Raw genomic sequence first — 25,089 nt, forward strand, 5'->3', positions numbered from 1 at the left:
TCGGCGCGGATGTCGAGAGGCGCGGACGCGCCTCCTCCCCCTCACCCGTTCAGCCGCGCCGCACCAGCGGGAACGGCAGTGTCTCCCGGATCGTCAGGCCGGTGAGGAACATGACGAGCCGGTCGACGCCGATGCCCAGACCGCCGGTCGGCGGCATGGCGTACTCCAGCGCGTCCAGGAAGTCTTCGTCGAGTTCCATGGCCTCCGCGTCTCCGCCGGCCGCGAGCAGCGACTGGGCGGTGAGTCGGCGCCGCTGTTCGACGGGATCGGTCAGCTCCGAGTAGGCGGTGCCCAGCTCCGTGCCGAAGGCCACCAGGTCCCAGCGCTCGGCGAGGCGCGGGTCCACCCGGTGCTGCCGGGTCAGCGGGGAGACGTCGGTCGGGAAGTCCTTGTAGAAGGTGGGCAGCTCGGTCCGCTCCTCCACCAGCCGCTCGTACATCTCCAGTGCCACGTCGCCCCGGGTGTCCTCGGGGGCGTGCGGCACCTTCGCCCGGTCGCAGAGCCCGCGGAGCACGTGCTCGGGGGTGTCCGCGCCGACTTCCTCGCCGAGCGCCTCGCTGATCGCCCCGTACATCGTCTTGACCGGCCAGGGGCCGGAGATGTCGTGGACGACGAGCTTCCCGTCGGCGCCGGCCTTGTGGGCGACCGGCGAACCGAAGGCTGCGGTCGCGGCGCCCTGGATCAGCTCGCGCGTGAGGTCGAGCATGACGTCGTAGTCGGCGAAGGCCTGGTAGGCCTCCAGCATGGTGAACTCGGGGTTGTGCTTGTAGGAGACGCCCTCGTTGCGGAAGGTGCGGCCCATCTCGAAGACCTTCTCCAGGCCGCCGACGCACAGCCGTTTGAGGTACAGCTCGGGGGCGATGCGCAGGTACAGGTCGAGGTCGTAGGCGTTGATGTGGGTGCGGAAGGGGCGGGCGTTCGCCCCGCCGTGGATCTGCTGGAGCATCGGCGTCTCGACCTCCAGGTAGCCGCGGTCCAGCAGTCCCTGGCGCAGCGCCTGCACGGCGGCGGACCGGGCCCGTACGACGTCCCGGGCCTCCGGGCTCGCCACGAGGTCGAGGTAGCGGCGCCGTACCCGCGCCTCGGGGTCGGCAAGACCCTTGCGCTTGTCGGGCAGCGGGCGCAGGCATTTGCCGGTGAGCTGCCAGGAGTCGACCACCACGGACAGTTCGCCGGACTTGCTGGCACCGACCAGGCCGGTGGCGACGACGTGGTCGCCGAAGTCGACCTGCGAGGTGAAGGCGTCCAGGACGTCCGCGCCGGCCTCCTCGCGGGTCAGCAGCAGCTGGATGTCCCCGGACCAGTCGCGCAGGACGGCGAAGACCACCCCGCCGAGGTCGCGTACGACCATCACGCGTCCGGCGAGGGTGACCCGTTCGCCCGTGCGGGCGCCGGGCGGGTGGCCGGGGACGGCCGGGTGGGCGTCCTTCAACTGCTCCGCGGTGTGGGTGCGCTGCGGGATCCCGACGGGGTACGGGTCGGTGCCGGCGGCCCGGATCCGCTCCAGCTTGGCGTGGCGCACCCGGACCTGCTCGGGCAGCCGCTCGGTCCGCGCCGCCGCGGCGCCCTTCTCCCCGGCGAGGTCCAGGTCGAGGGAGTCGATCGAGGGCAGCCCCTCGGTGGTGGCCGGGGGGGTGAGTCCCCTGGCGTGGCCCTTGCCCCACAGCTTGCGCAGGCTCGGTACGGAGACGAAGCCCTCCGCGATGCCGGAGGCGAGGCTGACCCGGGCGAGCGAGCCGGCGTCCTGGTAGCAGAGGAACCGCGGGTACCACTCGGGCCCGTACTTGACGTTCGAGCGGTACAGCGCCTCCAACTGCCACCAGCGCGAGAAGAACAGCAGGAGCCCCCGCCACAGCCTGAGGACCGGTCCGGCGCCGATCCGGCCGCCCTCCTCGAAGGCGGAGCGGAAGACGGCGAAGTTCAGGGAGATCCGGTGGACGCCGAGGCCGGGAGCGGCGGCGCACAACTGGGCCACCATGAACTCCATGACCCCGTTGGGGGCCGTGCGGTCGCGGCGCATCAGGTCCAGGGAGATGCCGTCCTTGCCCCAGGGGACGAAGGACAGCAGGGCTATCAGTTCGCCGTCGGCGTCGAAGGCCTCGACGAGCAGGCAGTCCCCGTCGGCAGGGTCGCCGAGCCGGTCCAGGGCCATGGAGAAGCCGCGTTCGGTCTCGGTGTCCCGCCAGCGGTCGGCGCGGTCGACGATGCGCTGCATCTCCTCGTCGGTGAGGGCGGAGTGGCGGCGTATGAGGGTGGTGGCGCCGGTGCGGCGGACCCGGTTGACGGCTTGGCGGGTCACCCGCATGTCGCGGCCGTCGAGGTCGAAGCGCGCCACGTGCAGGATGGCCTCGTCGCCGAGCTGGAGGGCGCTGAGCCCGGAGCGCGCGTACGCTGTCGCGCCGTCCTCGGAGGCCCCCATCACGGCGGGCTGCCAGCCGTGGCGGCGGGCCATGGTCAGCCATGCGTTGATGGCCGGGGTCCAGGCGGCCGGGTCGCCGACCGGGTCCCCGCTGGCGAGGCAGACACCGGCTTCGACGCGGTAGGTGACGCCCGCCCTGCCGTTGGGGGCGAAGACGACGGCCTTGTCGCGGCGGGTGGCGAAGTAGCCGAGGGAGTCGCTGCGCCCGTATGCGGCGAGCAGGGCGCGGATGCGGGGCTCCTCGTCCCCGTGCAGGGCGGCGGTCAGCCGCTGGGAGCGGAAGAGGGTGGCGGCGGCGTTCAGCAGGGCGAGGGCGCCGAAGAGGCCGAGCAGGAAGTACAGCGGCCGGGGCGGGTGGCCGTCGAACCGGCGGGCCGAGAAGAGACCGCCGAAGACCTGCTTCGCGGCCCAGTCGAGCCACTGCCCCCTGGGCAGGGTCCCGGGGAACAGCGCGACCAGGCCCCAGCCGAGGAGCACGGCGGTGAGCAGGCCGAGGCCCAGGACGAGCAGCGCCCGCCAGAAGGCGCCGGGCCGGGAGGCGGCGTAGAACTCCTTGCGGGCCGCGATCAGGAGCACGAGGGCCGCGATGGCGATGACCATGGAGGGTCCGCCGACCCAGTAGTACCCGTCGGCCACGATCAGGAGGTCGACCAGGATCAGCAGGGCCAGATAGGTGACGACGATCCACCAGGCGACCTTCTTGCGGGTGCCGAGCGCCGCGGCGAGCAGGAAGAGGAAGACGGCGTAGGCGAGGTTCTCGCTGACGGGCACGACGAACTCGTCGAGGAAGCGGACGAAGTGCCTCAGCAGGTGCCGCAGCGTCGGGGAGAGCGCGAGCACGGCGCACACCAGCCCGAGCGTTCCGAAGAACGCGGCGAATCCGTCGGGCACCCGGTTCAGGAAGCGGTTCCGGGTGCCCCGGGTCTCCTCCACGGTGGCACTCATGGTTCGCACTGTAGGGAGGGCGGCGGCGGTCCGCGCGTCGAGCCCGGACGCGGGGGCGCGGAGCGCGGGGCCTACTCGGCCATGGTGAGGCCGTTCTTGGCGGCGCCGCGGCTGAGGACGGCCTCCGAGACGGTGTCCTGGGCGCTCTCGTAGTCCTTGCGGCCGGGATGCGCGGCGAGTGCGGCCGGCAGGTTGACGACCTTGCCCGCGGACAGGTCCATCATCTGCGGGACGAACTCGGCCTTGGTGACCTGCCAGCGGCCGCCCGCGGCGGCGGGCGGGGCGAAGGTGAAGCGGCCGATCGAACCGTAGTTGCCGCGCATGTCCCGCGCGCCGGAGTAGTTGAACATCTCGCCGGCGACCTGGTCGCCCATGCCGTAGACGATCCAGGTGCCGTTCAGCTGCTCGTACGCCTGCGGTATGTGTGCGTGGGTGCCGAGGACCAGGTCGATGTCGGGGCGTCCGCCGCTCTGCGAGGCCGTGAGCGCCTTGCCCAGGGAGAGCTGGGTGGAGTCCGGCTCGGTCTGCCATTCGGTGCCCCAGTGCAGGCTGACCACGACCACGTCCGCGCCGGCCTTCCGGGCGGCCCGCGCATCCGCGAGGATCTTGTCCTGCTCCATCAGGTTGACGGCCCACGGCTGGCCCTCGGGCATCGGGTAGCCGTTCGTGTCGTAGGTGTACGCGAGGTGCGCGACCTTCGCGGAGCCCGCCGTGTAGAGGGCCGGGGTGGCCGCCTCGGCGGCCGTACGGGCCGAACCGGCGTGTTTGAGGCCGACCCTGTCGAAGGTGTCCAGGGTGCGCTTGATCCCCGCGCTCCCCCCGTCCAGGGTGTGGTTCGAGGCCGTGGAGCAACCGTCGTACCCGGCGTCCTTGAGGCCCTCGGCGACCGCGGGCGGGGACTGGAAGGCGGGGTAGCCGGTGAACGGGCCGCCGTCCTCGCCGTAGACGGTCTCCATGTGGCATATCGCCAGGTCGGCGGCCGAGACCAGCGGTTTGACCCCGGAGAACATCGGCTTGAAGTCGTATCCGCCGCCGTGCGCGTCGGCCGCCGCCCGCTTGATGATCGAGTCGTGGGGCAGTACGTCGCCGCTCGCGACCAGGGTGAACCCCTTGGCGGCGCCGTCGGGAGGCGCGGTGCCGGAGCGGTCGGCCCGGGACGGCGGCGGGGCCTGCGCGTTGCCCAGGCGGGTGGCGGACGCGGACTGTCTGCCGTCGGAGCAGCCTGCGGCGGTGGCCGCCAGCAGGGCCGCGGATATCAGCGCGAGGGTGTGGCGGGTGTGCTTGGACATGTGGTCGGCTCCCCTTCACGGAATCAATACGACCATCGGATCATCTGCCGTCGATAGGAGTGCCCGCATGTCAAGGAGCGGCTCCGCAGCGGGAGGACGACTCACCCGGACGGCCGTTCGCCGCGCCGTTCAACCGTTCGTCGCCGGGCGCGGCCGCCCACCGGACGACCCGGGTGCTTGGGCGCAACGGCGGCACAGGACGGTTCCCGGGGCGCTCCGTGCAGGTGAGGGTGGATCCGTCGGACCCGAACGGACCCAGGAAGGAGCCACTCGTGCCCCTCTCCCCCACCCTGCTGCGCACGGACCCGGAGACGCTGGCGGAGCTCCAGCGCGACCACGGGCGGGCCCTGTTCGGATTCCTCCTCGGCCTCACCGCCGGAGACCGCCAGCGTGCCGAGGACCTCGTCCAGGAGACCCTGGTCCGGGCCTGGCAGCACCCCGAGGTCCTGGAGAGCGACCACGAGTCCATGCGCCCCTGGCTGTTCACGGTGGCGCGGCGGCTCGCGATCGACGCCCGCCGGGCGCGGCTGTCCCGGCCGCAGGAGGTCGACCCCGAGGGACTGGAGCAGGCGCCCGCCCCGGAGGACGCGGTGGCCGGCTCGGTCACGGCCATCGACGTCCGCAGAGCCGTGGGGTCCCTGGGGCCGGAGCACCGCGAGGTGCTGGTGCAGGTCTACTTCCAGGACCGCTCGGTGGCCGAGGCGGCGGCGGAGCTCGGGATTCCGGCCGGCACGGTCAAGTCCCGTACGTACTACGCCCTGCGGGCCCTGAGGAAGGGCCTCCAGGGATACGGGTACGGGCTCGGCGCCTGAGCGGGACGGGAGCGGCACTCAGGGAACGACCCGAATGCCCGCGGATCGGACAAGAAGCGCATCGAAATCGGCCTCAGTGCGTTCAAGTTGGGTAAACCTCCCCCGTTCCGCGAGCGGCTCGGTGAAGGCTCATGGCTGACGACGGGAAGCTGACGCGCGGGAGAAGGTGGAAACGGTGCAGCCCGAGGGTATGAACGGCACCAGTGACGGCGGGCTCGCGGTGCCCATGGCATGGCTCTACGCGGAGTACATCGCCGACGAACTGCTGCGCACGGGCCGGCTGATCCCGGTCAGCACCCTGGAGTTCCGCGCCGGGCGCGACACGCTGGCCCTGACCATCTACCTCTCCGACGCGGCCGGCGAGCTCTCCGGGATCCGGGTGGTCTCGCAGCTCGACGAGTGGCTGTCGCTGACGGCGTACGGGCATCCGTGGCGCGACTGGGTCCACACCCGCTTCCTCGCGCTGGGCGAGGAGGCCCGGGAACGCGGGCGCGGTGAGGACCCCGACCTCGAAATGGCCCGGGCCGCCTGGCGCTGGCTGGACCACACCGAGCTGTTCGCCACCAACCTCGACCCCGGCGGACACGACCCCGCCGACGCCCCGCCGGGCCTCGACGAGAACGCGCGGGTGTGGACGCCCGCGTGGCAGCTGGGGCTGCCGCTGGGCCACCTGGCGATGCACCTGTTCTGAGGAGCGGTCCGCCCCTGCGGGACGCGGTCCCCCGCGAGCCGCGGCCCCGCGGGCTACTGCTTGCGCGGGCCCGGCACCGGCGCCTCGGCCGGGTCCATCACCAGGCCGGTGAAATCGGCCTCGTTGTGCTCGGCGCGGGTCACGTACCAGCGGCCGATGAGCCACATCACCGGGTACACCACCAGCCCGAGGGCCACCCACTCCAGCGGCCCCGACGCCGAGCGCGGCAGCGCGAACAGCAGGGGCAGGGTCCCGACCAGCAGGGCGAGGGCGGCCAGCGCGCCCAGACCCGCGCGGAGTTGGCTGCGCATGAGGGCGCGTACGTAGGTGGCACCGAGGGTCGTCTGCTCGGAGATCTCCGAGCGCGCCGGGGTGTGCGCGGGCGGACGGCGGCGGGTGCCGCGGGGCACGCCCGTGACGACCTCGCGCCGGGGCGGCTGTGACCCCGGCTGCTGCGGCGACTGCGGCGACTGCGGCTCGGACATGGTGCGGAAGTGTACGCAGCCGCGGGTCCGGTGAGGAGGCCGCGGGGAGACCCGGTCGAGGGAGGAGGCGGGGCTCATTTCAGGAGGCGGGAGAGCCTGCGGTCGGCGAGCGGCTTGCCGCCGGTCTGGCAGGTCGGACAGTACTGCAGCGAGGAGTCCGCGAAGGAGACCGATCGGATGGTGTCCCCGCACACCGGGCACGCCTCCCCCTCCCTCCCGTGCACGCGCAGCCCGCTCTTCTTCTCGACCTTGAGGCTCCCTGCGGCCACGCCGTGCGCGCGGGAGACCGCCTCGCGCAGCGTCTCCCGGACTGCCTCGTAGAGGTGGGTGACCTGCTCGTCGTCGAAGGAGGCGGCCAGTTTGAAGGGCGAGACCTTGGCCGCGTGCAGGATCTCGTCGCTGTAGGCGTTGCCGATCCCGGCGATGACACCCTGGTCGCGCAGGACGCCCTTGATCTGCCGGCGCTCGCCCGCCAGCAGCGCGGCGAACGCGTCCCGGTCGAAGTCCTCGGCCAGCGGGTCCGGCCCCAGGCGGGCGATGCCCGGCACCCCCTGCGGGTCGTGGACCACGTACACCGCGAGCCGCTTCTGGGTGCCCGCCTCGGTCAGGTCGAAGCCGCCGCCGCCCTCCAGCGCCACGCGCAGGGCGAGCGGCCCCTTGCCGGGGCGGGGCGGCCGGTCGGGCAGGTCGTCCTGCCAGCGCAGCCAGCCGGCCCGGGCGAGGTGGGTGACGAGGTGGAGCTCCCCGATCCGCATCGCCAGGAACTTGCCGTAGCGGGTGGTGGTCCCGGCGGTCTGCCCTTCGAGGGCGCTGAGCGGGGGGTCGTACGTCTTGAGCACGCTGACGGCGAGCGGGAGGACGCGCTCCACCACCCGCCCGGCCAGATGCGCGTCGAGGAACTCCCGGAGGGCCTCGACCTCGGGCAGCTCGGGCATGCCACCAGCCTGCCAACGCTTCCGGCCCTGCGCCAGCGCAGCCCGTAGCGCGCCGGCGCAGCGCCGAGCTGGTCACGGCAGCGCCGGGCGGGTCAGCCCAGCGGCGAGCCGGTCAGGGCAGCGGCGAGCGGGCCAGCACAGCGCCGGGCGGGTCAGGGCAGCGGGCGGGTCAGGGCAGGGAGAACTCGCACCACACGCACTTGCCGCTGCCGCGCGGCTCGACTCCCCAGACCTCCGCCAAGCGGTCGACCAGCATCAGCCCCCGCCCCGACACCCCTGCGCTCCCCGCCTCGCGCCGCCGGGGCAGGGCACTGGAGCGGTCCTCGACCTCCACCCTGAGCCTGCGCTGCGCTCCGGCCAGGACCCGCAGGGTCACGATGGCCGGGCCGTCCGTGTGCATCAGGGCGTTCACGATCAGCTCGTCCGCGACGAGTTCGATCTCGTCGGCACTCTCCCGCGCGCCCCACGCCCGCACCGCCGCCCCGATCATGTGGCGGGCCGCGACCAGCGCCTCGGGGTCTCCCGGGGCCACGTGCTGCTGGAGGCGGCCGCCGCCCTGCGGGGTGTCCTTGACCTGGCGGCGCAGCAGGAGCAGGGCCATGTCGTCGTCGCCACCGCGCTCGTCGATCACCCCGCACAGCCGGTCCGCCAGCTGCTGGAGGTCCGAGGGCCCGCTGCGGATCAGCGCGGTGAGGAGCTGCACCCCGTCGTCGAGGTCCGCGCCGGGCTGTTCCACCAGGCCGTCCGTGCACAGCAGAAGCGTTTCCCCGGGGTCCAGTTCCACCGTGGTCACCGGATAGTCCAGGCGGCCGAACTCCGTCGACAGCCCCAGCGGCATCCCGCCCTCCACCGCCAGCCTCCGGCAGCCGCCGTCCGGGGTGCGCACGAGCGGGTCGATGTGCCCGGCCCGCACCAGTTGCAGGACTCCCGTCGTGAGGTCGGCCTCCGCGTACGTGCACGTCGCGAAGCGGTCGGTGTCGAGCTCGTGGAGGAACGAGGACGCCCGGGCCATGACCGTGCCCGGTGAGTGCCCCTCGGCGGCGTAGGCGCGCAGCACGATCCGCAGCTGGCCCATGACCGCCGCCGCGTGCGTGTCGTGGCCCTGGACGTCGCCGATGATCGCCCCGACCCGGCCGCCGGGCAGCGGGATGACGTCGTACCAGTCTCCGCCGATGTCCCGGCCCATCCGGGCGGAGCGGTAGCGGACCGCGATGTCGGCGCCGGGTACCGAGGGGATCCGGCGCGGCAGCATCGCCTGCTGGAGGCCCTCCGCCAGATCGTGCTCCTGCTCCAGGAGCATCGCGCGCTGCAGGCTCTGCGCGATGCTGCTGCCGAGCGCGACGAGGAGGTTGCGCTCGTCCTGGGTGAAGCCGTCCTTGTCCTTGTAGAGCAGCCCGAGCGCGCCTATGGGGCGGGCCTGGGCGATCAGCGGCAAGTACGCGGCCGCCGAGATGTCCATGGACGAGATCTTGACCCAGAGCCCCGGGTAGTCGTGGGCGAACTCCTGCGCGGAGTCGAGGAACCGCGGCTGGAGCGAGCGGACGACCTCGCTCATGGGGTACTGCTCGTCGATGCGGGTGTAGCGGGTGCCGGGGACGAAACTGCCCACCGGCCCCTCAGCCACGAGGTGGATCCGGCCCGCCTCGACCAGGCCCATCACCATGCCCATGGTGCCGAGCCGCTCCAGGCCGTGGGCGTCGCCGAGGGCGTCGATGACGTCCTGCACGGTCCTGGCGTGGGCGAGGGCTGCGGTGGTGCTCTCGACGACGGAGGTCTGGCGGCGGCGCTCCTCGTCCAGGCCGAGGCGCTCCGCCGAGTGGCTGAGCTCCTCGGTGGCGTCCCTGACGATTCCGATGATCCGGAACGGGCGGCCGTCCCGCTCGCGCATGACGCGGCCCTGGGTGTGCGTCCAGCGCAGGCTGCCGTCGCGGCAGCGGATGCGGAAGTACGCGCCGTAGCTGTCCACGCCGCTCTTGAGGGCGCCGGCGACGAGCGCGTCCAGCCGGGTCGCCTCGGACGGCGGGACGCGCGGGGAGAGGGATTCGGGCCGGCCGTCGTAGTCCTCGGGGGCCGTGTCGAACACGTCCAGGGCCGCCGCGTCCATGTGCATGAGACCGGTGACCAGGTCCCAGTCGAAACTTCCCATGCGGTTGAGCGAGAGCGACCGGTCCGGGTGTGCGGGCCAGTCGTCCGGCAGCGATACGGTGGTCGGCACCGGTCCACCATGACACACGGGCCGGTCAGGCGCTCTCCAGGTCGGAACCGGGGTCCGGGGGCTGCTGCTGGTCCGGGAGGGGAGCGAGCTCGTCCTGGTCGCGCGGGCCGAACGGGTCGTCCGGCACGTTCGGGTCCTGGGGGGACAGCGGGTCCTGGGGGGACGACAGCGGGTCCTGCGGGGACAGCGGATCCGCAGGGGACAGCGGATCCCGGGGGGACAGCTGATCCCGAGGGGACAGCGGGTCCGGAGGGGACAACCGGTCCCGGGGGGAGTCCGGCTGCGGGGCCGCGCCGTCGGGCGCGGGCGGGACACCCGGGTCGGCCTGCGGCGCCGCCTCGGACGGGCCTCCCGGCGGCACTGCCGAGGGGGCGGACTGCGCCGGCGCCGGGGGCTGCGCCGGCTGCTGCGGCGGCGCCGGTACGCGGGAGCCGTCCGAAGGCGGCCCGCTCGGCATGCCGTTCGGCGGGGCGTTCGGCGGGGCGTTCGGCGGGGTGAGGGGGACGTCCGGGATTCCGTCGGACGGGTCGTACGGGGGAACCGGCTGCGGGAGGCGGTCCTGGGCGCCGTCGTCGCCGGTGGTGCGCTCCAGCCAGCTGTTGTCGGCGATGTTGACGATGATCAGGCTGCGCAGTTCGGCGGGGGTCGGTTCGATCACGATGACCTGTGAGGGCTGGTAGGCGGCCCACTGCTCGCCCTTGAGTACCGGTGTGCCCTTGGGGGCCCGCGGCGCGAGCAGCGGATTCCCGCCGGCGCACCGGACCCGGGGCATGCCGTGGGCGTCGACGAGCACGGCGGTCCCCGCCTGGAGCACGGACTGGAAGGGGTGGGCTCGGCCGTCCCGGAAGCCGTGGCTGGTGACCCGGGTGTCGGCGCGCAGCACCACGGGGGTGAGGCCGCGCAGGAAGTCGGGGACCTTCGCCGAATCGACGGCTGCCGCCTCGGCGAAGGCGCGGGTCTTCTTGTCGTCCTTCGTCAGGGCACTGACCTGCTGTTCCACATCGCAGCTGCCGTACCGCTCGGTGCCGCCGTACAGACCGGGGGTGGCCGCGCTCACGGTGCGGATGCCCTTGCCGGTCCGGTTGGGCAGCGGCGCCTGGAGCGGGGCGGACTCGCCGGGGGCGGAGGAGGGGGTGAAGGGGTCGAGGCCGGCGGCCGCCACGGGCTGGAGCTGGACGTCCTGGCTCTCGGGCCCGGCCGTGCCGCCCTGCTGCTCCTCGGCGCCGCCGCATGCCGCGGCGCACAGGCCGACGAGAGCGAAGAGGGCGGCGCGGACCGGCGTGTGACGACGCGGCGCCTGACGGGGTGTCGGTGCGTGCACGGATATCTCCCTTTTCGCCCAGGGTGTTCCCTCTTGTCTGCCGCATCCGGGAGAGGGCCGCAACCGGAGCGCCGCCAGAACCCACCCTCGGTCTTGAACATGTTCAAGGGACCCCGTAGGGTCGCCATCGACGGTTGAACGCGTTCAAAGCGTTGGCCCGCTTGAGGAGGGGAGTCCGCGGTGGCGGTGTTGGTGAACCTCATCGTCACCCTGGGCATGCTCTGCGTCGTGCCCCTGGGTCTGCGCCTGATCGACCCGGTCGGGCTGCTCGGGACCGCCCGGATCTGGCCCCTCCTGGCAGCCCCCGGGGCCCTGTGCCTCTGGCTGCCGCGCGGCGCCGGCGCCACTGCGCTCGCCGCGCTCTACGCGGCGGCCACGCTGGTCCTCGCAGCCCGGGCGGCGCAGCGGCTGCTGCGGGCCCTCTCCGGGACTCCGTCCGGGGGTACCCGCCGGCTCGCACCGTCCGAGGTCGCGGTGCTCACCGCGCTCGTCTCGCCCTCGGTCGCCGGGATCGCCCTGGTCGCCGAACGCGCCGGCTGCCGGCTGTTCGGCTTCGACCTCGACATCCTGGCCCTGACCGTGCCCCACTTCCACTTCGCCGGTTTCACGGCCGCCCTCGTCGCGGGACTCGTATGCCGCACGACGGAGCCCGGGGCCGGTGCCCTGGCGCGCGGGGCGGCGTACAGCGTCCCCGGCGGAACGCTGCTGGTGCTCCTCGGCTACTTCGTCGACGACTGGGCCGAACTGGCGGGCGCGGTGGTGCTGACCGCCGGCATGTGGGCCGTGGCGCTGCTGACCTGGCGGGAGATCCGGCCCACCGGCCGCGACCGGACGGCGCGGGCGCTGCTCGGGACCTCGGCCGTGGTCCTGGTGGCCACCATGCTGCTCGCCCTGTGGTGGGCGCTCGGCGAGGCCACCGGGCTCGTACACCCCACCTTGACCTGGATGGCCGCGACCCACGGTCTCGGCAACGCGCTCGGCTTCGCCCTGTGCTCGGTGCTGGCCTGGCGCCGGCTGACCGGGGCGCAGCACAGCCCGCGACACATGGAGGAGAGCACCCCGTGACCCGACTCATCAGCACCGGCCGGGCCGCCGTCGATCCCCGGTACGCCCACCCGGCTTTCAACTACGCGGAGCGGAACGCGACGGAGCACCGGCCGCTGCCCGCCGGATACAACCACCTGCACCACCGGACCCGGATCGGCTCGGGCCGCGCCGTCTTCGAGGCCGCCGGGGCCGCCGTCACCACCTTCCGCGCCCACCGCGCCTCGGGGATGCTCGTCCGCGCCGATCACGGCGCCGTGCGGCCGGGCACCCGGGTGGTGGTCGGCATCGGCTTCGGCCCGCTGCGGATCAGCGCCCCCTGCCAGGTGGTCCGGACCGCGTACGAGCCCGGGCGCACCGGTTTCGCGTACGGGACGCTGACCGGGCACCCGGAGAGCGGCGAGGAGTCCTTCATGGTCATCCGCGACGCCGACGACACGGTGTGGTTCGAGGTGACCGCGTTCAGCCGCCCGGTCGCCTGGTACACCCGCCTGGCGGGCCCGCTGATGCCCGTCCTCCAGCGGGGTTACGCCCGCCTGCTGAGCCGCACCCTGCGCAGGCTGGCCGCGGCGGCCTGATCGGCCGGATACTGGAGGCGATGGACTGGTTCACGGCGCCCGGTTACTGGCTGGGCCGGCTGGTCTTCCAGCGGGCCCTGGCAGGCGTCTACCTCTTCGCCTTCCTCGCGGCGGCCCTCCAGTTCCGGGCGCTGATCGGGGCGCACGGCATGCTGCCGGTGCCGCGCTACGTACGGTACGTGCCGTTCAAGGCGGCTCCGAGCCTCTTTCAACTGCGCTACTCGGACCGGCTCTTCGCCTGCTGCGCCTGGACGGGGGCGTCCGGGGCGGCGGCCCTGGCGGCGGGCGCGGGGGACGAAATGCCCCTGGCTGCGGCGATGGGCCTGTGGGCGCTGTTGTGGCTGCTGTACCTGTCGATCGTGAACGTGGGGCAGACCTGGTACTCCTTCGGTTGGGAGTCGCTGCTGCTGGAGATCGGCTTCCTCGCCGTCTTCCTGGGCAATGGGCGGGTCGGGCCGCCGGTTCTGGTGCTGTGGCTGCTGCGCTGGGTGGTCTTCCGGGTGGAGTTCGGCGCCGGGCTGATCAAGATGCGCGGAGACGCCTGCTGGCGCAAGCTGACCTGCCTGTACTACCACCACGAGACGCAGCCGATGCCGGGGCCGCTGAGCTGGTTCTTCCACCATCTGCCGAGGCCGCTGCACCGGGTGGAGTGCGCCGCCAACCACGTGACACAACTGGTGGTGCCGGTGCTGCTGTTCACCCCGCAACCGGTCGCCTCGTACGCGGCCGGGGTCATCGTGGCCACGCAGCTGTGGCTGGTGCTGTCCGGCAATTTCGCCTGGCTGAACTGGGTGACGATCACGCCCGTCCTGTCGGCGATCGACTTCACCGGGCTCGCGGGGCCGCCCCCCGCCGCGGCCTCGCGCGGCGCGCCCGTCTGGTTCATGGTCCTGGTGTGCGCCGTGACGGTGCTGGTGCTGTGGCTCAGCCGGCATCCGGTGCGGAACATGATCTCGCGGCGCCAGGTCATGAACCGCTCCTTCGACTCCCTCCACCTGGTCAACACCTACGGCGCCTTCGGCACGGTGGGCCGGATCCGCGACGAGGTGGTCGTCGAGGGCACCGCGGACCCGCTGCCGCGCGAGGACGGGGAGTGGCGGGAGTACGGGTTCAAGGGGAAACCGGGCGATGTGCGCAGGTTGCCGCGCCAGTTCGCCCCGTACCACCTCCGGCTGGACTGGCTGATGTGGTTCGCCGCGCTCTCCCCCGCGTACGCCCGGGACTGGTTCGGGCCGTTCGTGGAGAGGCTGCTGACCGGGGACCGGGACACGCTGCGTCTGATCCGGCACAACCCCTTCCCGGACGCCCCGCCCGTCTACGTCCGGGCCCGGCTCTACCGCTACCGGTTCACCACCTGGCGGGAGTTGCGCGAGACGGGGGCGTGGTGGCACCGCAGGCTGCTGCGCGAGTACCTGGCGCCGACCCGTCTCGCGCACGCGGCCCGGTCGGAGCCCGAGTGGTCAGAGCCCGAGTAGCGCCGCCTCCTGCTCCTCCGTGATGCCCTTGCGCGGCCGGTCGGGGCGTTGCGGGGCGACGCCGCCGAGCGAGCGGAGCCAGGCCCAGGTGTCGGCCACGGTCTCCTCCACCGGGCGGCACGTGAGGCCGGCGGCCAGGGCCTTGGCCACGTCGCCGCGGAACATGTAGTCGTGGAGTTCCCCCTCGGGCAGCCACACCGGCAGTTCGGTCCAGGGCTCGATGCCGGCCTCGGCGATCAGGGCCGGGTCGGTCCAGCGCAGCTCGGCCGCGCCGCCGGTGGCCGCGACGCAGGCCTCCAGGAAGCTGCCCATCGTGGCGTGTCCGACCGGGGAGACCAGGTTGTACGGGCCGCCGTGCCCGGCCACGGCGGCGTCCAGGGTCCAGCGGGCGAGGTCGCGTACGTCGATGTACTGGAGCGGCAGGTCCCGCGGCCCGGGGGCGACCATGGGGCCGCCGCGGGCGGCCCGGTTCAGCCACCAGGGCAGTCGGCCGACGTTCTCGTACGGGCCCAGGATCAGCCCGGCGCGCACGAGCAGGGCGCGGTCTCCGAAGGCGTCCAGGGCGGCGAGTTCACCGCCGCGCTTGTCCTCGGCGTAGGCGAGGGACTCGGCGTCGGGCGAGCCCTCGACCAGCGGCCCGTCCTCGCCCATGCCGGCGGGGGCCGGGTAGGCGTAGACCGACCGGCTGGAGATGTAGGCGTACCGCCCGGCCCGGCCGCTCAGCAGGCGGGCGCTGTCGCGGACCGCGGTCGGGGCGCCGGACCAGGTGTCGACGACGAGGTCCCACTTCCCCTCGGCCAGGGCAGCCAGGCTGCCGGGCACCGTGCGGTCTCCGTGCACGGCGGAGGTTCCGGGCGGGGCCGCGTGGTGCCCGCGGTGGAAGACCGTGACCTCCCAGCCGCGGTCCAGGGCGTCATCGGTGATCGCGCGTCCGACGAATTCGGTACCGCCGAGCATCAGTAGTTTCATGCGGATCAGCGTGCCCGGACCTGGGGGGCCGGGGAAGTGGTGATCGCCCTGAGCGATGACGCTGACGGCGTACGCGATGCGGGAACTCGGCGGCGTGCCGCCGCGGTCCGAGCCGTGCGGGGGCTCCCCCGTACAGCGCAGCGCCCCCGTCGCCGTGTCGGCTCGGGGGCGCCGGGACGCCGAGTCGATGCCGGGAACGCTCAGTCGATGCCGGGCAGGATGTGCGATTCCGCCAGGTCGTCCTCGTAACCCGCCAGCCGGATGGGGGCGGACCGGGCCCAGACTTCGAGGTTGCCGAGCTTGTCGGTGCGGGGGCTGTTGCGCCGCCCCGGACGCTCCGTCAGGGTCTCGTCGGGCTTCGTCGTCGTGTCTGTCACCGCGCACTCCTTTGTGTTGCGCAACCCGGCGGGCGAACCGCGTGCCGGGCACAAGGGATAAAGGGTTTCCGGACGCGGTGGCGCCGTGGTGGAGCGTGGCCCGGTTGGGGCCTTCTTGCTGCCCCTCAGAGTACACATATGAGCGCACCCCCGCTCGATGGAACGGCAAAATCCACCCCGACCACTCGATTTCTTCCTCCGTTCAGCAAGTCGTGGGCCGAGGCTCCACAGCAGATGGTCTGCTCCACGGCACGAATGCGGCAGGAGTCCGGCACGAGCAGGGCGACGGAGGGAGCGGCAGTGACGCCCAGGTGCCTTCGCGGCCGGTCCGGAGGGGGAAGCGGCGCCGACCCTGCGCCGGAGCCGGTCGCGGCGGAGGCGCACCCGCGCGCACGGTGAACGGGCCGCGCCCCGGCTCCTGTACGGAGGCCGGGGCGCGCAGGCTCGGGGTTTGCGGGGTTTACCAGTTGGCGGGGGCGTAGTCCTTGAGGAACACGCCGTAGAGGTCCTCGCCTGCCTCGCCGCGCACGACGGGGTCGTAGACCCGGGCCGCGCCGTCGACCAGGTCGAGCGGGGCGTGGAAGCCCTCCTCGGCCAGGCGCAGCTTGTCGAAGTGCGGGCGCTCGTCGGTGATCCAGCCGGTGTCGACCGAGGTCATGAGGATGCGGTCGGTCTCGAACATCTCCCGGCCGCTGGTCCGCGTCACCATGTTCATCGCGGCCTTGGCGGCATTGGTGTTCGGGTGCCCCGCGCCCTTGTAGCCGCGGCTGAACACGCCTTCCATCGCGGAGACGTTGACGACGTACGCACGCCCACTGGACGCCCGGCGGGCGGCCTCGGCCATGGCCGGCCGGAGCTTGCTGATCAGGATGAACGGCGACGTGTAGTTGCACAGCTGGGTTTCGAGCAGCTCCACCGGGGAGATCTGGTCGATGGTCTGCACCCAGGTGTTGGTTTCGACGACGTCCGGGAGCAGGCCGCCGGCGTCGATGGCGGTGCCGTCGAGGTGCCGGGCGATGCTGGCGTTGCCCGCGACCAGGGCGAGGTCGGCGACCTTCTGCGCTTCGAGGCCGCTCACGCCGACGGGCAGCGCCGCCAGACCGTCGACCGCGCCGGAATTGAAGGCGCCGATGACGTGGTGGGCGGGGAGCTCACCGGCGGGGAGCGGGGCGCCCTCCCCTTCGACCAGCGCCGCGTACGCGGAGGGCAGGCGGCGCACGGTCTGCGTCGCGTTGTTGATCAGGATGTCCAGCGGCCCGGCCGCGGCCACCTGGTCGGCGAGCGCCACGGCCTGGGCCGGGTCGCGCAGGTCGATGCCGACGACCTCCAGGCGGTGCAGCCAGTCCGCCGAGTCGTCCATCGCCTTGAAGCGGCGGATGGCGTCCTTGGGGAAGCGGGTGGTGACGGTGGTGTGCGCACCGTCGCGCAGCAGCCGCAGCGCGATGTACATGCCGATCTTGGCCCGGCCGCCGGTGAGCAGCGCGCGCTTGCCGGAGAGGTCGGCACGGGCCTCGCGCTTGCCTCGGTTCTCGGCGGCGCAGTTCGGGCAGAGCTGGTGGTAGAAGTAGTCGACCTCGACGTACCGCGTCTTGCAGACGTAGCAGGAACGCGGGCGCTGGAGTATCCCGGCGATCCGGCCGGCCTCCGTGACCGAGGAGGGCAGGATGCCCTCGGTCTCGTCGTCGATGCGCTCGGCGGAGCCGGTCGCGGTCGCCTCGGTGACGGCCTTGTCGTTGGCGGTCTTGGCGGCGCGGCGCTCCTGGCGGCGGCGCTGCTTGACCGTGCGGTAGAGGCCCGCGGTGGCACGGCGTACGGTGATGGCGTCGGGGTGGTCGACGTCGAGCTCGTCCAGCTCGCCGAGCACGCTCAGGCAGAGGGCCAGGCGCTCGGGGTCGATGCCCGGCCCGTGGGCCTGCCCGTAGTCCTGGCTGTCTTCGGTCACCGTCATGGCCGCTGCCGTTCCTTGATCACTCGTCCGCGTCCGCCTGCTGCGGATGTCCCCAAAACGGCAACTGTACGGATCCGACGCGCCCGGGACCAAACCCGTTCCGCCGTCTCTCACGCAGGGCTACCGCGGGGTCACCGGAAACAGTCCGCAGGGAGGACGCGGAGTGATCCTCTACTCCGTTCGGAGTATGCCTTGAGGATGATCGGATACCTCCTTGAGGGGGAGGAATAGGCCGCTCGGGCAAGGCATTGTGGAATCTATGAGTGCCCTTGTGCTGTCGGTCCTGCTGTGCCTGGTCTCCGCTGTGGCGTACGCGGGCGGCGCGATCGTCCAGGAGCGGGTCGCGGCCGGCACCCCGGACCGCACGTACGCGGCGCTGCGCCGACCCGGCTGGTGGGTCGCGGTCGCACTGAACGGCCTCGGCGCCCTGCTGCACGTGGTGGCGCTCGCCTACGGGCCGCTGAGCCTGGTCCAGCCGCTGGGTGCGCTCACCATCGTCTTCGCGCTGCCGATGGCCGCCGTCTTCGTCCGCCGGCGGGCGGGTGCGGCGGCCTGGCGGGGCGCCCTCATGGCCACGGTGGGCCTGGCGGGCCTGCTGGCCCTGACCGGCGGGAACCGGGACGGGGGCCAGCCGCTGGCCGGCGGCGAGCAGGTACTGCTGCTGCTGGCGACGGGGGCCGGCGTGGCCGTCCTGTCCCTGGCGGCGCACCGGATGCACCGGGCGGTGCTGCGCAGCGTGCTGCTGGCCGCGGCGGCCGGTACGGCGTTCGGCATGGCCTCGGTGTTCACCAAGTCGGTCGCCGAGGGCGTCACCGGTGCGCTCGGCGCCGCCGGGTCCGCGGGCTCCCTGTGGCCCGCCCTGGCGGCGATCGCGGTGCTGGCTTCGGCCGGGCTGCTGCTCTCGCAGGCCGCCTATCGGGGCGCGGGGCTGACCGCGCCGCTGGCCACCGTGACGGTGGTCAACCCGGTGGTGGCGGCGGCGGTCGGCATCACGCTCTTCGGCGAGGGCTTCCGGTACGGGGCCGTGGGCACGGCCTCGGCCCTGGCGAGCGCCGCGCTGGCGGCGGCCGGCCTGGTCCTGCTCACGGCCGTGCCGTCGCACGTGCGGGGGTCAGATGCTGACTCCGTGGCCGCGGAGGTACTTCAGCGGGTCGATGTCGGAGCCGTAACCGGGTCCCGTCCGCATCTCGAAGTGCAGATGCGGTCCCGTGGTGTTCCCGGTCGAGCCCGAGCGGCCGATCCGCTGGCCGCCCGAGACCTGCGCTCCGGCCTTGACCCCGAGCGCCGAGAGGTGGGCGTACTGCGAGTACCGGCCGTCGTGGTGCCGGATGACGACCTGGTATCCGTACGCTCCGGCCCATCCGGCGGAGACGACTTCGCCCGGGCCGACGGCCTTCACTGAGGTCCCGGTCGCCACGGGGAAGTCGACGCCCGTGTGGTAGCCGCTGGACCAGGAGGACCCCGAGACGCGGTAGCGGGTGCCGAGGGCTGCGTCGACGGGAGCGACGAACCCGCCCGAGGCGGGCTGTGCGGCCGGCTTCTCGGCGGGTTTTTCCGCAGGCTTTGCGGCGGGCTTCTCGGCGGGCTTCTCCGCCGCGGGCTGAACGGGTTTGACGGGCTCGGCGGTGCGCGGGGGCTTCTCGGGGTTCTGGGCGGGCGGCGGCGGGGCCGGGGCGGTGGTGACGCGCAGGGTGAGCCGCTGGCCGGGGAAGATCAGGTTCGGGTCGCTGCCCACGGTCGCCCGGTTCGTCTCGTACAGCGCTTGCCAGCCGCCCTCGACGTGCCGGCTGGTGGCGATGGCCGAGAGGGAGTCGCCGGGGGCGACGACGTACGGGTTCGGCAGCACCGGCGTGCCGGTCGGTCGGGGTGCGGCGGCCTGCGGTGCGGTGGCGGGGGCCTTGGCCTGCTGGGTGGGGACCTGCGGGGTCGCGGCGGGCGCCGGCGCGCTGCGGCTGAGCCCCGCCTGCTTCCCGCACACCGGCCAGGCCTGCGGGCCCTGCCCCTTGAGCACCTTCTCGGCGACCGCGATCTGCTGGTCCTTGGTCGCCAGGTCGGCGCGGGGGGCGTAGGCGGTGCCGCCGAAGGCGCGCCACGTGCTCTGGCTGAACTGGAGCCCGCCGTAGTAGCCGTTGCCGGTGTTGATGTGCCAGTTGTGGGTGGACTCGCACCCGGCCACCTTGTCCCAGGTGTCCAGGGAGGCGGCCTGGGCGGCGCCGGTGCCGATCAGGGGGAGCGCGATCCCGGCGCCACCGGCGGTGACGGCGAGTGATGCGCGGTTGATGCTGCTCGGCTGGTACCGGCGGTGCCGACCCCGTACACCCATGGGAGCCCCCATCGAAGACATCAGGAAGCGCACAACCTAACGTCGCGTTGGGTGCATGACAAGAGGCGCAACGGGGCGCATGCCGCCGGAAGTTGACAGGGCGTCGGTGCACATCGGTGTGCAGGAACTCTCGCGGCACCGGTGCGGGCGCGGCCACCGGCGACCCGCACACCGGGGCATGCGGCAGGGCGCGGCTCCCACTCGGCCGGGGCGTGCCCGTGCCGGTGGCCGGGATCGCGGTGGCGGTGTCAGGCCCTGACGAGCTGCGGGCGGCCTACGGGGTCCGACGGGACGGGGGCGGACGCCGGGGGCGGACGCACGGATACGGGGCGCAGGAGGACCGGCGGGCGCGATCCTCGTCACTGCGGCCTTCGCGACGTCGCGGGCGCGCCAAGAGGCCGCCCCGCGCGGCGTGGAGTGGCCCCCGGCGGCCTCAGTCAGTGCCGACGGGGATTCTCCGGGGCCGCGAGGCCTCGTTCCGCCCCCTCCGGAGCGGTGTCCGCTCCGGAGGTACGCACGGGCCGGTGCAGCCGCTCAGCTGAGGGGTCCGGGCTGCGGGATCGGCGCGGGCCCCGGCGGCGGCGGCACCGGATCGGGCTCGGGCACCGGCCCGGGGACGGGCGGCACGGGCCGCGGAATGGGCTCGGGGTCCGGGAACGGCGGCGTCGGACTCGGCGGCTGCGGCACGGGCGACGGCTCCGGCACCGGCGGCTGCGTCTGGTCTTCGTCTGCGTATCGCACCATATGGGCCACCTTCCCCCCATCGGGCCGCCTACGCCTGCGGAAAACGGCGCGGGCAGCGGGCAACTCGCCCGTGCGGCCCCGCGCCCGCAGGGTGGCCGGGACCGGGGCGTGCACGGGTGGGAGGTGCGCCGGGACTGGGCCCGTCACCAGAGGTCGGGGCTCGCGTCCAGCTGGGTCTTGGCCGCGGCGACGACCTCCGCCGGGGCCTCGGGGGCCTGATCGGGGTGCCGGGCGGCCCAGCTCGCCGCGTACGGGCACAGCGGCACCACCGGCACGCCCTGGGAGGCGGCGATGCCGTAGAAGGCGTGCACCAGGTCCCCGGCGATGCCCCGGCCCTCGTGACCGGGCTCGACGATGGTGTGCACCGCCACCAGTGCGCTCGGCGCCTCCGCGAGCACGAAGTACGCGATCAGCCCGACGACCTGCCCGCCCTCGACGGCGAGCAGCCGCCCGGCTTCCCGCTCGTCCTTGAACTCGATCGTCCCGGTCTGCGACATGGCCCCGTACTCCCCTCAGACAGCCACCGCGTGGGGGCTGCGCTCCTGGTCCGTTCCCGGCACCGGGGCGGACGGGTCCGCGCCCAGCTCGATGATCCGGTTGTCCGCGTCGACGTGTACGACACGGGGCTTCAGCGTCCTGGCCTCGGCGTCCTCGACCTGCGCGTAGCTGATCAGGATGACGAGGTCCCCCGGGTGCACGAGATGCGCGGCGGCGCCGTTGATCCCGATGACTCCGGAACCGCGCTCCCCCTCGATGACGTACGTCTCCAACCGCGCCCCGTTGGTGATGTCCACGATGTGCACGAGCTCCCCGGGCAGCAGATCAGCCGCGTCGAGGAGGTCCGCATCTATGGTCACGGAGCCCACGTAGTGCAGGTCGGCCTGGGTGACGGTGGCGCGGTGGATCTTGGACTTGAACATTGTCCGAAACATGGAGAATCTCCCGATTGGTCTGCTCCCTGCCTGCTCATCGCAGGTCAAGGGCGGTCTCCGCAGATTACAACCATTCGCATGTTCGGTCAGCTTCCCCAAGGTCTCTCAGGAGTCGTGCTGACCAATTGCCGACCTTCCTGGCCACCGTCAGGACCTTGCCCCGGACTGAAGCACTGCTCCAGCACACGACGCCTTCATCCGCACCGAGCACGACCCGGTGAACGGCCGGTTCGCGCCGATCAGCCCCATGCGGCTGGGCGGCCGGACCTACACCAAGGACCACGACGGGCATCCGATGGAGTTCGGCGGTACGTGGGTCCACCCTCTGCAGCCGCACGTGTGGTCCGAGGTCGACCGGTACGCGGTCGAGACCGAGACATTCCCGGTGCTGGAGGGGCTGCGGCAGGCGGTCGTCTCCGACGGCCGCGTCGTGGACTTGTCCGACGACGATGTCGAGCGGGCACTGGAGGCGTTCGACCAGTTCTGCGCCCCGGGCATGACCCTGTTCCCGGAGCCGTTCCTGGAAACGGTGAGTTCGGACCCGGAGGGCCTGGGCCGACGATCGATGCGTGAGCAGCTGGACGCCTTCAAGGCCGCGCCGGAGGTGCGCGACTGGGTGGAGGGGATGTGCTGCTTGGTCGCGTTCGGCCCCCTCGACCAGTCCGGTGCGTCCGAGATCTCTGCGCTGTACCCGGCCAAGGCGTAGTACCGGAAGCCCACAGCGTGTGTCCCAGTTCGTGCAGCCCGACGGAACCAGAACTCGCGCTGGCCGGCGGAGCTCTGGTGTTCTTCTTCGTCGACCGGGCTGCTTCGGCATCCTCCAAGGGTTCGGCGGACCGATCGATCGTCATCGGTGCGCTGCTCGACGGAATTCCGGAATCGATTGTCCTGGGCATGGGCGTCGCAGCCGGCGGGCACGTCAGCATCGCCTTCCTGGCCGCCGTCTTCATCTCCAACATGCCCGAAAGCCTCGGTGCGACCTCGGGCATGCTCGCTGCGGGGCAATCACCTCGTCAGGCCTACCGGGCCTGGTGGGCCTTGGTAGCGGTGGCCGCAGCGAGCGCCGCGGCCGGATACGGCATTCTGCAGCTGCTGCCCCAGGCAGACGGACGCTACGCGGAGGGCTTCGCCGCCGGGTCGGTGCCGACGATGCTCGCCAATTCGATGATGCCCGAAGCGTACGAGCGCGGCGGCAAGGCGACCGGCCTGCTGACCGTCCTCGGATTCGCCGTCGCCGGCGCCCTGTCCGCCCTCGAATAGCCGACCCGCCCAGCCGCGCGCAGAACCGAGTGTCCCGCCCCCCACGGCGGCTTCTCCGGCGTCTGCACCGTTCCTTGGTTAGGCTTGCCGATAGACGTCCCTCTCCGCGGAAGCGCAGCTACTGCCGGGGCGCCGAGAAGCCTCGGCTCCCCCACCACTCGTACGACCGGAGCGCCGCGTGTCATACCGCCCGCTGCCCAGCCTGGCGCGAACGACCGCTGTGGCTGTCTTTGTGATCACCCTGGCCGCCGTGCCCTCTGGCCCTGCGCTTGCATTCACCGGTGGCAACCACGAGGACATCACACGGGCGGCCCTGCCCTGGGAGCCGGCCACGCTGCATGAGATGGCTGATGCCCGCGACGGGGCGATCAATGCCAATGACCACGGCGGATACTTCCTCATCGGCCCGCTGCACTGCGACAACGCCGACTACCTCGCCCCCCGCTACGCCCAGCACTATCCCCGCAGCCGGGACGAGGCCACCACCGAGCTCCTCGCCTGCATCCGTACCTCCGTCGCCCGCTTCCGGAACGCGATCCGGGCGGCCGACGGCCTCGTCGACGTAGACGGCAAGGTCCGGGCCGACCAAAGCGACCTGTCCTCCCACTGCACGTGGAAAGAGACTCCCGACCGTGCCAAGTGCGACGTTCTGGAACAACTCGGCCGCGGCTGGCACCAGATCCAGGACTTCTACTCGCACTCGAACTGGTCCGACCGGACCGCCCCCGGTCCGGTCGGCCTCTCCGACCCTCCCGGACTGGCACGTACCGATGTCGCCCCCTTCCTCGACATCCGCCGCTACAGCACCATGAAGGACACCGACTGGACCCGGGACGCACGCACCCGCATACCCATGGACCTCACGACCGGCTGCTACTCCGACTTCGATTCCACCGGCGTCAAGGCCGACGACTGCGCCGGCCGTATCCCTCACGACCGCGGCCTGAACAAGGACACCGCCGTATCCCGCCGCTCGAAAACCGGCGACAACTTCAGCCGCGCCGTTTCCGGAGCCACCGCCGAGATCACCCGCCAGTGGAACGACTTCAAGGCCGAACTGCTCGCCACCTATCCAGACCACCGGCGCGGCGAGCAGATGATCTGCGCGCTCGTTCACGACGACCCGGATTCAAGCTGCCCCTGAGCACAGTGGCGCGCGGCCATTGCGCCGAAATGGTCCTTCACCTGGGTGATCACGGTGGGTTCGGGGTAGCCACCCAGCATGATCACTGTTGGGGTCGAGGAAGAGTACTTGCTGGTCGACCCAGAAACGCTCCTTCCCACTCCGCTCGTGCACGAGGTGCGTGCCACGGCCCGCCTGACACCGATCGCTGACGAGCGAGAGGTCCAGGACGAACTGCTCCAGGCGCAGATCGAAGTCGCCACCCCCGTGTGCACGGCCCTGGAAGAAGTAGGGGGTCATCTCCTACGGCTGCGTCACGCGGTCGCCTCTGCCGCCCAGGCGAACGGCTGCCGCATCGCGATCTCTGCCACCGCGCCGGTCAGGGACGTCTCACCCGTACCCGTCACCAGCACGGCGAGGTATCTGAAGATGCGGGAAGAGGCCCGCTTGCTGGTCGATGAGCAGCTGATCTGCGGGATGCACGTCCATGTCGGGATTCCCGACCGGGAGACCGGAGTGGCTGTCCTGAACCGGCTGCGCGTCTGGCTTCCGACCCTGCTGGCGATGTCCGCGAACGGGCCCCTGTGGGACGGACGGGACACCGGCTTCGCCAGCTGGCGCACGATCATCTTCGGCCGCTGGCCGGTGAGCGGCCCGCCACCGCATTTCGCGGGGGTCGCGGACTACGAGGCGCGGGTCGATGGACTGCTGGAATCGGGAGTGATCCCCGATCGGGGTCAACTGTACTGGCAGGCCCGGCTCTCGGAGCGGTACCCGACCATTGAGCTGCGCTGCTGTGACGTGCAGCTGGAGGCGGACGACGCGGTGATGCTCGCCGGTGTCGTCCGCGGGCTCGCCGCCACCGCGATCGCTGAGGAGAAGGCAGGCGTCGCCCCGGCGCCATGCCGACCGGAGCTCCTGCAAGCGGCGACCTGGCATGCGGCCCGGCACGGGCTGAGCAGCACGCTGGTGGGCCCGGAAGGCCGGCTGCGGAGCAGCGGGGACGTGCTGTGCGCGCTCCTGCGTCACATCGGACCCGCCCTCGAAGAGAGCGGTGACTACCGCGAAGTGAGCTCGCTCGTTCATCGGCTCCTTCAGCAAGGCACGTCGGCCGACCGCCAGCGCCGGGCTCTGGCCGAGGCTGGCCTACCGGCGGTCGCGGCCCTGATCACCGCAGGAGCCACCACGGTCTGACTCACCGGCC

21 protein-coding genes and 1 pseudogene are annotated in these 25,089 nt (G+C 72.5%); 10 read left to right on the top strand and 12 right to left on the bottom strand.

Annotation, left to right across the window (positions count from 1 at the left end):
- Nucleotides 1-49: 49 nt before the first annotated feature.
- Nucleotides 50-3,364 (bottom strand): bifunctional lysylphosphatidylglycerol synthetase/lysine--tRNA ligase LysX, encoded by a 3,315-nt coding sequence (lysX, locus tag AC0666_RS28955; protein WP_478708638.1) that lies wholly within the window; start codon nucleotides 3,362-3,364, stop codon nucleotides 50-52.
- Between the two features lie 71 nt (nucleotides 3,365-3,435).
- Nucleotides 3,436-4,653 carry a CapA family protein gene (locus AC0666_RS28960; RefSeq protein ID WP_468969405.1) on the bottom strand — a complete coding sequence of 406 codons (1,218 nt, stop codon included), beginning with the start codon at nucleotides 4,651-4,653 and terminating at the stop codon, nucleotides 3,436-3,438.
- A 272-nt stretch (nucleotides 4,654-4,925) separates the two neighbouring features.
- Here AC0666_RS28960 and AC0666_RS28965 point away from each other — a divergent pair, with 272 nt between their 5' ends.
- Nucleotides 4,926-5,465: a sigma-70 family RNA polymerase sigma factor gene (locus AC0666_RS28965; RefSeq protein WP_361721303.1), complete on the top strand. Its 540-nt coding sequence runs from the start codon at nucleotides 4,926-4,928 to the stop codon at nucleotides 5,463-5,465.
- Between the two features lie 190 nt (nucleotides 5,466-5,655).
- Nucleotides 5,656-6,156 (top strand): hypothetical protein, encoded by a 501-nt coding sequence (locus AC0666_RS28970; protein ID WP_468969616.1) that lies wholly within the window; start codon nucleotides 5,656-5,658, stop codon nucleotides 6,154-6,156.
- A gap of 53 nt (nucleotides 6,157-6,209) precedes the next feature.
- Here the strand turns inward: AC0666_RS28970 and AC0666_RS28975 are convergent, their stop codons facing one another.
- The 4 genes from AC0666_RS28975 to AC0666_RS28990 form a co-directional block, all read right to left on the bottom strand.
- Nucleotides 6,210-6,641: a hypothetical protein gene (locus AC0666_RS28975; RefSeq protein ID WP_478708639.1), complete on the bottom strand. Its 432-nt coding sequence runs from the start codon at nucleotides 6,639-6,641 to the stop codon at nucleotides 6,210-6,212.
- A gap of 74 nt (nucleotides 6,642-6,715) precedes the next feature.
- Entirely contained in the window at nucleotides 6,716-7,576 is an 861-nt protein-coding gene (locus tag AC0666_RS28980) for an Fpg/Nei family DNA glycosylase (protein ID WP_478708640.1), read from the bottom strand.
- 169 nt (nucleotides 7,577-7,745) lie between these two features.
- Nucleotides 7,746-9,809, bottom strand: a complete 2,064-nt coding sequence (locus tag AC0666_RS28985) for a SpoIIE family protein phosphatase (RefSeq protein WP_478708641.1) — start codon at nucleotides 9,807-9,809, stop codon at nucleotides 7,746-7,748.
- 7 nt (nucleotides 9,810-9,816) lie between these two features.
- Nucleotides 9,817-11,112: a DUF6777 domain-containing protein gene (locus AC0666_RS28990; RefSeq protein WP_478708642.1), complete on the bottom strand. Its 1,296-nt coding sequence runs from the start codon at nucleotides 11,110-11,112 to the stop codon at nucleotides 9,817-9,819.
- A 180-nt stretch (nucleotides 11,113-11,292) separates the two neighbouring features.
- On the opposite strand from AC0666_RS28990, the gene AC0666_RS28995 reads away from it, so the two are divergent.
- From AC0666_RS28995 to AC0666_RS29005, 3 genes are read left to right on the top strand one after another with little or no spacing between them, the layout of a single operon-like run.
- Complete coding sequence (locus tag AC0666_RS28995) at nucleotides 11,293-12,177, top strand: YndJ family protein (RefSeq protein WP_468969391.1); 885 nt, start codon at nucleotides 11,293-11,295, stop codon at nucleotides 12,175-12,177.
- Between the two features lie 8 nt (nucleotides 12,178-12,185).
- Entirely contained in the window at nucleotides 12,186-12,734 is a 549-nt protein-coding gene (locus AC0666_RS29000; RefSeq protein WP_478708655.1) for a DUF1990 family protein, read from the top strand.
- A gap of 20 nt (nucleotides 12,735-12,754) precedes the next feature.
- Entirely contained in the window at nucleotides 12,755-14,209 is a 1,455-nt protein-coding gene (locus tag AC0666_RS29005) for a lipase maturation factor family protein (RefSeq protein WP_478708643.1), read from the top strand.
- On the opposite strand, the gene AC0666_RS29010 is transcribed toward AC0666_RS29005, so the two are convergent.
- The 3 genes from AC0666_RS29010 to AC0666_RS29020 form a co-directional block, all read right to left on the bottom strand.
- Nucleotides 14,195-15,178: an NAD-dependent epimerase/dehydratase family protein gene (locus AC0666_RS29010; protein WP_468969385.1), complete on the bottom strand. Its 984-nt coding sequence runs from the start codon at nucleotides 15,176-15,178 to the stop codon at nucleotides 14,195-14,197. The genes AC0666_RS29005 and AC0666_RS29010 overlap by 15 nt on opposite strands.
- Before the next feature lie 200 nt (nucleotides 15,179-15,378).
- Nucleotides 15,379-15,555, bottom strand: a complete 177-nt coding sequence (locus AC0666_RS29015; protein ID WP_361721330.1) for a hypothetical protein — start codon at nucleotides 15,553-15,555, stop codon at nucleotides 15,379-15,381.
- Between the two features lie 460 nt (nucleotides 15,556-16,015).
- The gene (locus AC0666_RS29020) at nucleotides 16,016-17,503 is read right to left on the bottom strand and encodes an SDR family NAD(P)-dependent oxidoreductase (protein ID WP_478708644.1); all 1,488 of its coding nucleotides are present in this window, start codon (nucleotides 17,501-17,503) and stop codon (nucleotides 16,016-16,018) included.
- 259 nt (nucleotides 17,504-17,762) lie between these two features.
- On the opposite strand from AC0666_RS29020, the pseudogene AC0666_RS29025 reads away from it, so the two are divergent.
- Nucleotides 17,763-18,623 (top strand): annotated as a pseudogene (locus AC0666_RS29025) (DMT family transporter); the annotation flags it as partial.
- Here AC0666_RS29025 and AC0666_RS29030 read toward each other — a convergent pair.
- From AC0666_RS29030 to panD, 3 genes are all read right to left on the bottom strand, one after another.
- The gene (locus tag AC0666_RS29030) at nucleotides 18,615-19,826 is read right to left on the bottom strand and encodes a transglycosylase family protein (RefSeq protein WP_469156012.1); all 1,212 of its coding nucleotides are present in this window, start codon (nucleotides 19,824-19,826) and stop codon (nucleotides 18,615-18,617) included. The pseudogene AC0666_RS29025 and the gene AC0666_RS29030 overlap by 9 nt on opposite strands.
- Before the next feature lie 887 nt (nucleotides 19,827-20,713).
- Nucleotides 20,714-21,067, bottom strand: a complete 354-nt coding sequence (locus tag AC0666_RS29035) for a GNAT family N-acetyltransferase (RefSeq protein ID WP_478708645.1) — start codon at nucleotides 21,065-21,067, stop codon at nucleotides 20,714-20,716.
- 15 nt (nucleotides 21,068-21,082) lie between these two features.
- A complete protein-coding gene (panD, locus tag AC0666_RS29040; RefSeq protein WP_468969376.1) occupies nucleotides 21,083-21,502 on the bottom strand; it encodes an aspartate 1-decarboxylase in 420 nt (139 codons plus the stop codon).
- A gap of 217 nt (nucleotides 21,503-21,719) precedes the next feature.
- Here panD and AC0666_RS29045 point away from each other — a divergent pair, with 217 nt between their 5' ends.
- The 4 genes from AC0666_RS29045 (at nucleotide 21,720) to AC0666_RS29060 (ending at nucleotide 25,079) form a co-directional block, all read left to right on the top strand.
- A complete protein-coding gene (locus AC0666_RS29045; RefSeq protein WP_478708646.1) occupies nucleotides 21,720-22,208 on the top strand; it encodes an FAD-dependent oxidoreductase in 489 nt (162 codons plus the stop codon).
- Nucleotides 22,209-22,285: 77 nt separating this feature from the next.
- Nucleotides 22,286-22,762, top strand: a complete 477-nt coding sequence (locus tag AC0666_RS29050) for a ZIP family metal transporter (RefSeq protein WP_478708647.1) — start codon at nucleotides 22,286-22,288, stop codon at nucleotides 22,760-22,762.
- Nucleotides 22,763-23,105: 343 nt separating this feature from the next.
- On the top strand, nucleotides 23,106-23,906 hold the full coding sequence (locus AC0666_RS29055) for a hypothetical protein (RefSeq protein ID WP_478708648.1): 801 nt from the start codon (nucleotides 23,106-23,108) through the stop codon (nucleotides 23,904-23,906).
- Nucleotides 23,907-23,984: 78 nt separating this feature from the next.
- Nucleotides 23,985-25,079: a carboxylate-amine ligase gene (locus AC0666_RS29060; RefSeq protein ID WP_468969366.1), complete on the top strand. Its 1,095-nt coding sequence runs from the start codon at nucleotides 23,985-23,987 to the stop codon at nucleotides 25,077-25,079.
- The last annotated feature ends 10 nt before the right edge of the window (nucleotides 25,080-25,089 follow it).

The organism is Streptomyces sp. NPDC043680, from assembly GCF_056436685.1.

What these genes read in the sequence shown, in the direction of transcription:
- lysX (WP_478708638.1), bottom strand. Translation starts at nt 3,364, where the DNA reads ATGAGTGCCACCGTGGAGGAGACCCGGGGCACCCGGAACCGCTTCCTG.
- AC0666_RS28960 (WP_468969405.1), bottom strand. Translation starts at nt 4,653, where the DNA reads ATGTCCAAGCACACCCGCCACACCCTCGCGCTGATATCCGCGGCCCTG.
- AC0666_RS28970 (WP_468969616.1), top strand. Translation starts at nt 5,656, where the DNA reads ATGAACGGCACCAGTGACGGCGGGCTCGCGGTGCCCATGGCATGGCTC.
- AC0666_RS28975 (WP_478708639.1), bottom strand. Translation starts at nt 6,641, where the DNA reads ATGTCCGAGCCGCAGTCGCCGCAGTCGCCGCAGCAGCCGGGGTCACAG.
- AC0666_RS28980 (WP_478708640.1), bottom strand. Translation starts at nt 7,576, where the DNA reads ATGCCCGAGCTGCCCGAGGTCGAGGCCCTCCGGGAGTTCCTCGACGCG.
- AC0666_RS29005 (WP_478708643.1), top strand. Translation starts at nt 12,755, where the DNA reads ATGGACTGGTTCACGGCGCCCGGTTACTGGCTGGGCCGGCTGGTCTTC.
- AC0666_RS29010 (WP_468969385.1), bottom strand. Translation starts at nt 15,178, where the DNA reads ATGAAACTACTGATGCTCGGCGGTACCGAATTCGTCGGACGCGCGATC.
- AC0666_RS29020 (WP_478708644.1), bottom strand. Translation starts at nt 17,503, where the DNA reads ATGACGGTGACCGAAGACAGCCAGGACTACGGGCAGGCCCACGGGCCG.
- AC0666_RS29030 (WP_469156012.1), bottom strand. Translation starts at nt 19,826, where the DNA reads ATGGGTGTACGGGGTCGGCACCGCCGGTACCAGCCGAGCAGCATCAAC.
- AC0666_RS29035 (WP_478708645.1), bottom strand. Translation starts at nt 21,067, where the DNA reads ATGTCGCAGACCGGGACGATCGAGTTCAAGGACGAGCGGGAAGCCGGG.
- panD (WP_468969376.1), bottom strand. Translation starts at nt 21,502, where the DNA reads ATGTTTCGGACAATGTTCAAGTCCAAGATCCACCGCGCCACCGTCACC.
- AC0666_RS29055 (WP_478708648.1), top strand. Translation starts at nt 23,106, where the DNA reads ATGGCTGATGCCCGCGACGGGGCGATCAATGCCAATGACCACGGCGGA.
- AC0666_RS29060 (WP_468969366.1), top strand. Translation starts at nt 23,985, where the DNA reads ATGATCACTGTTGGGGTCGAGGAAGAGTACTTGCTGGTCGACCCAGAA.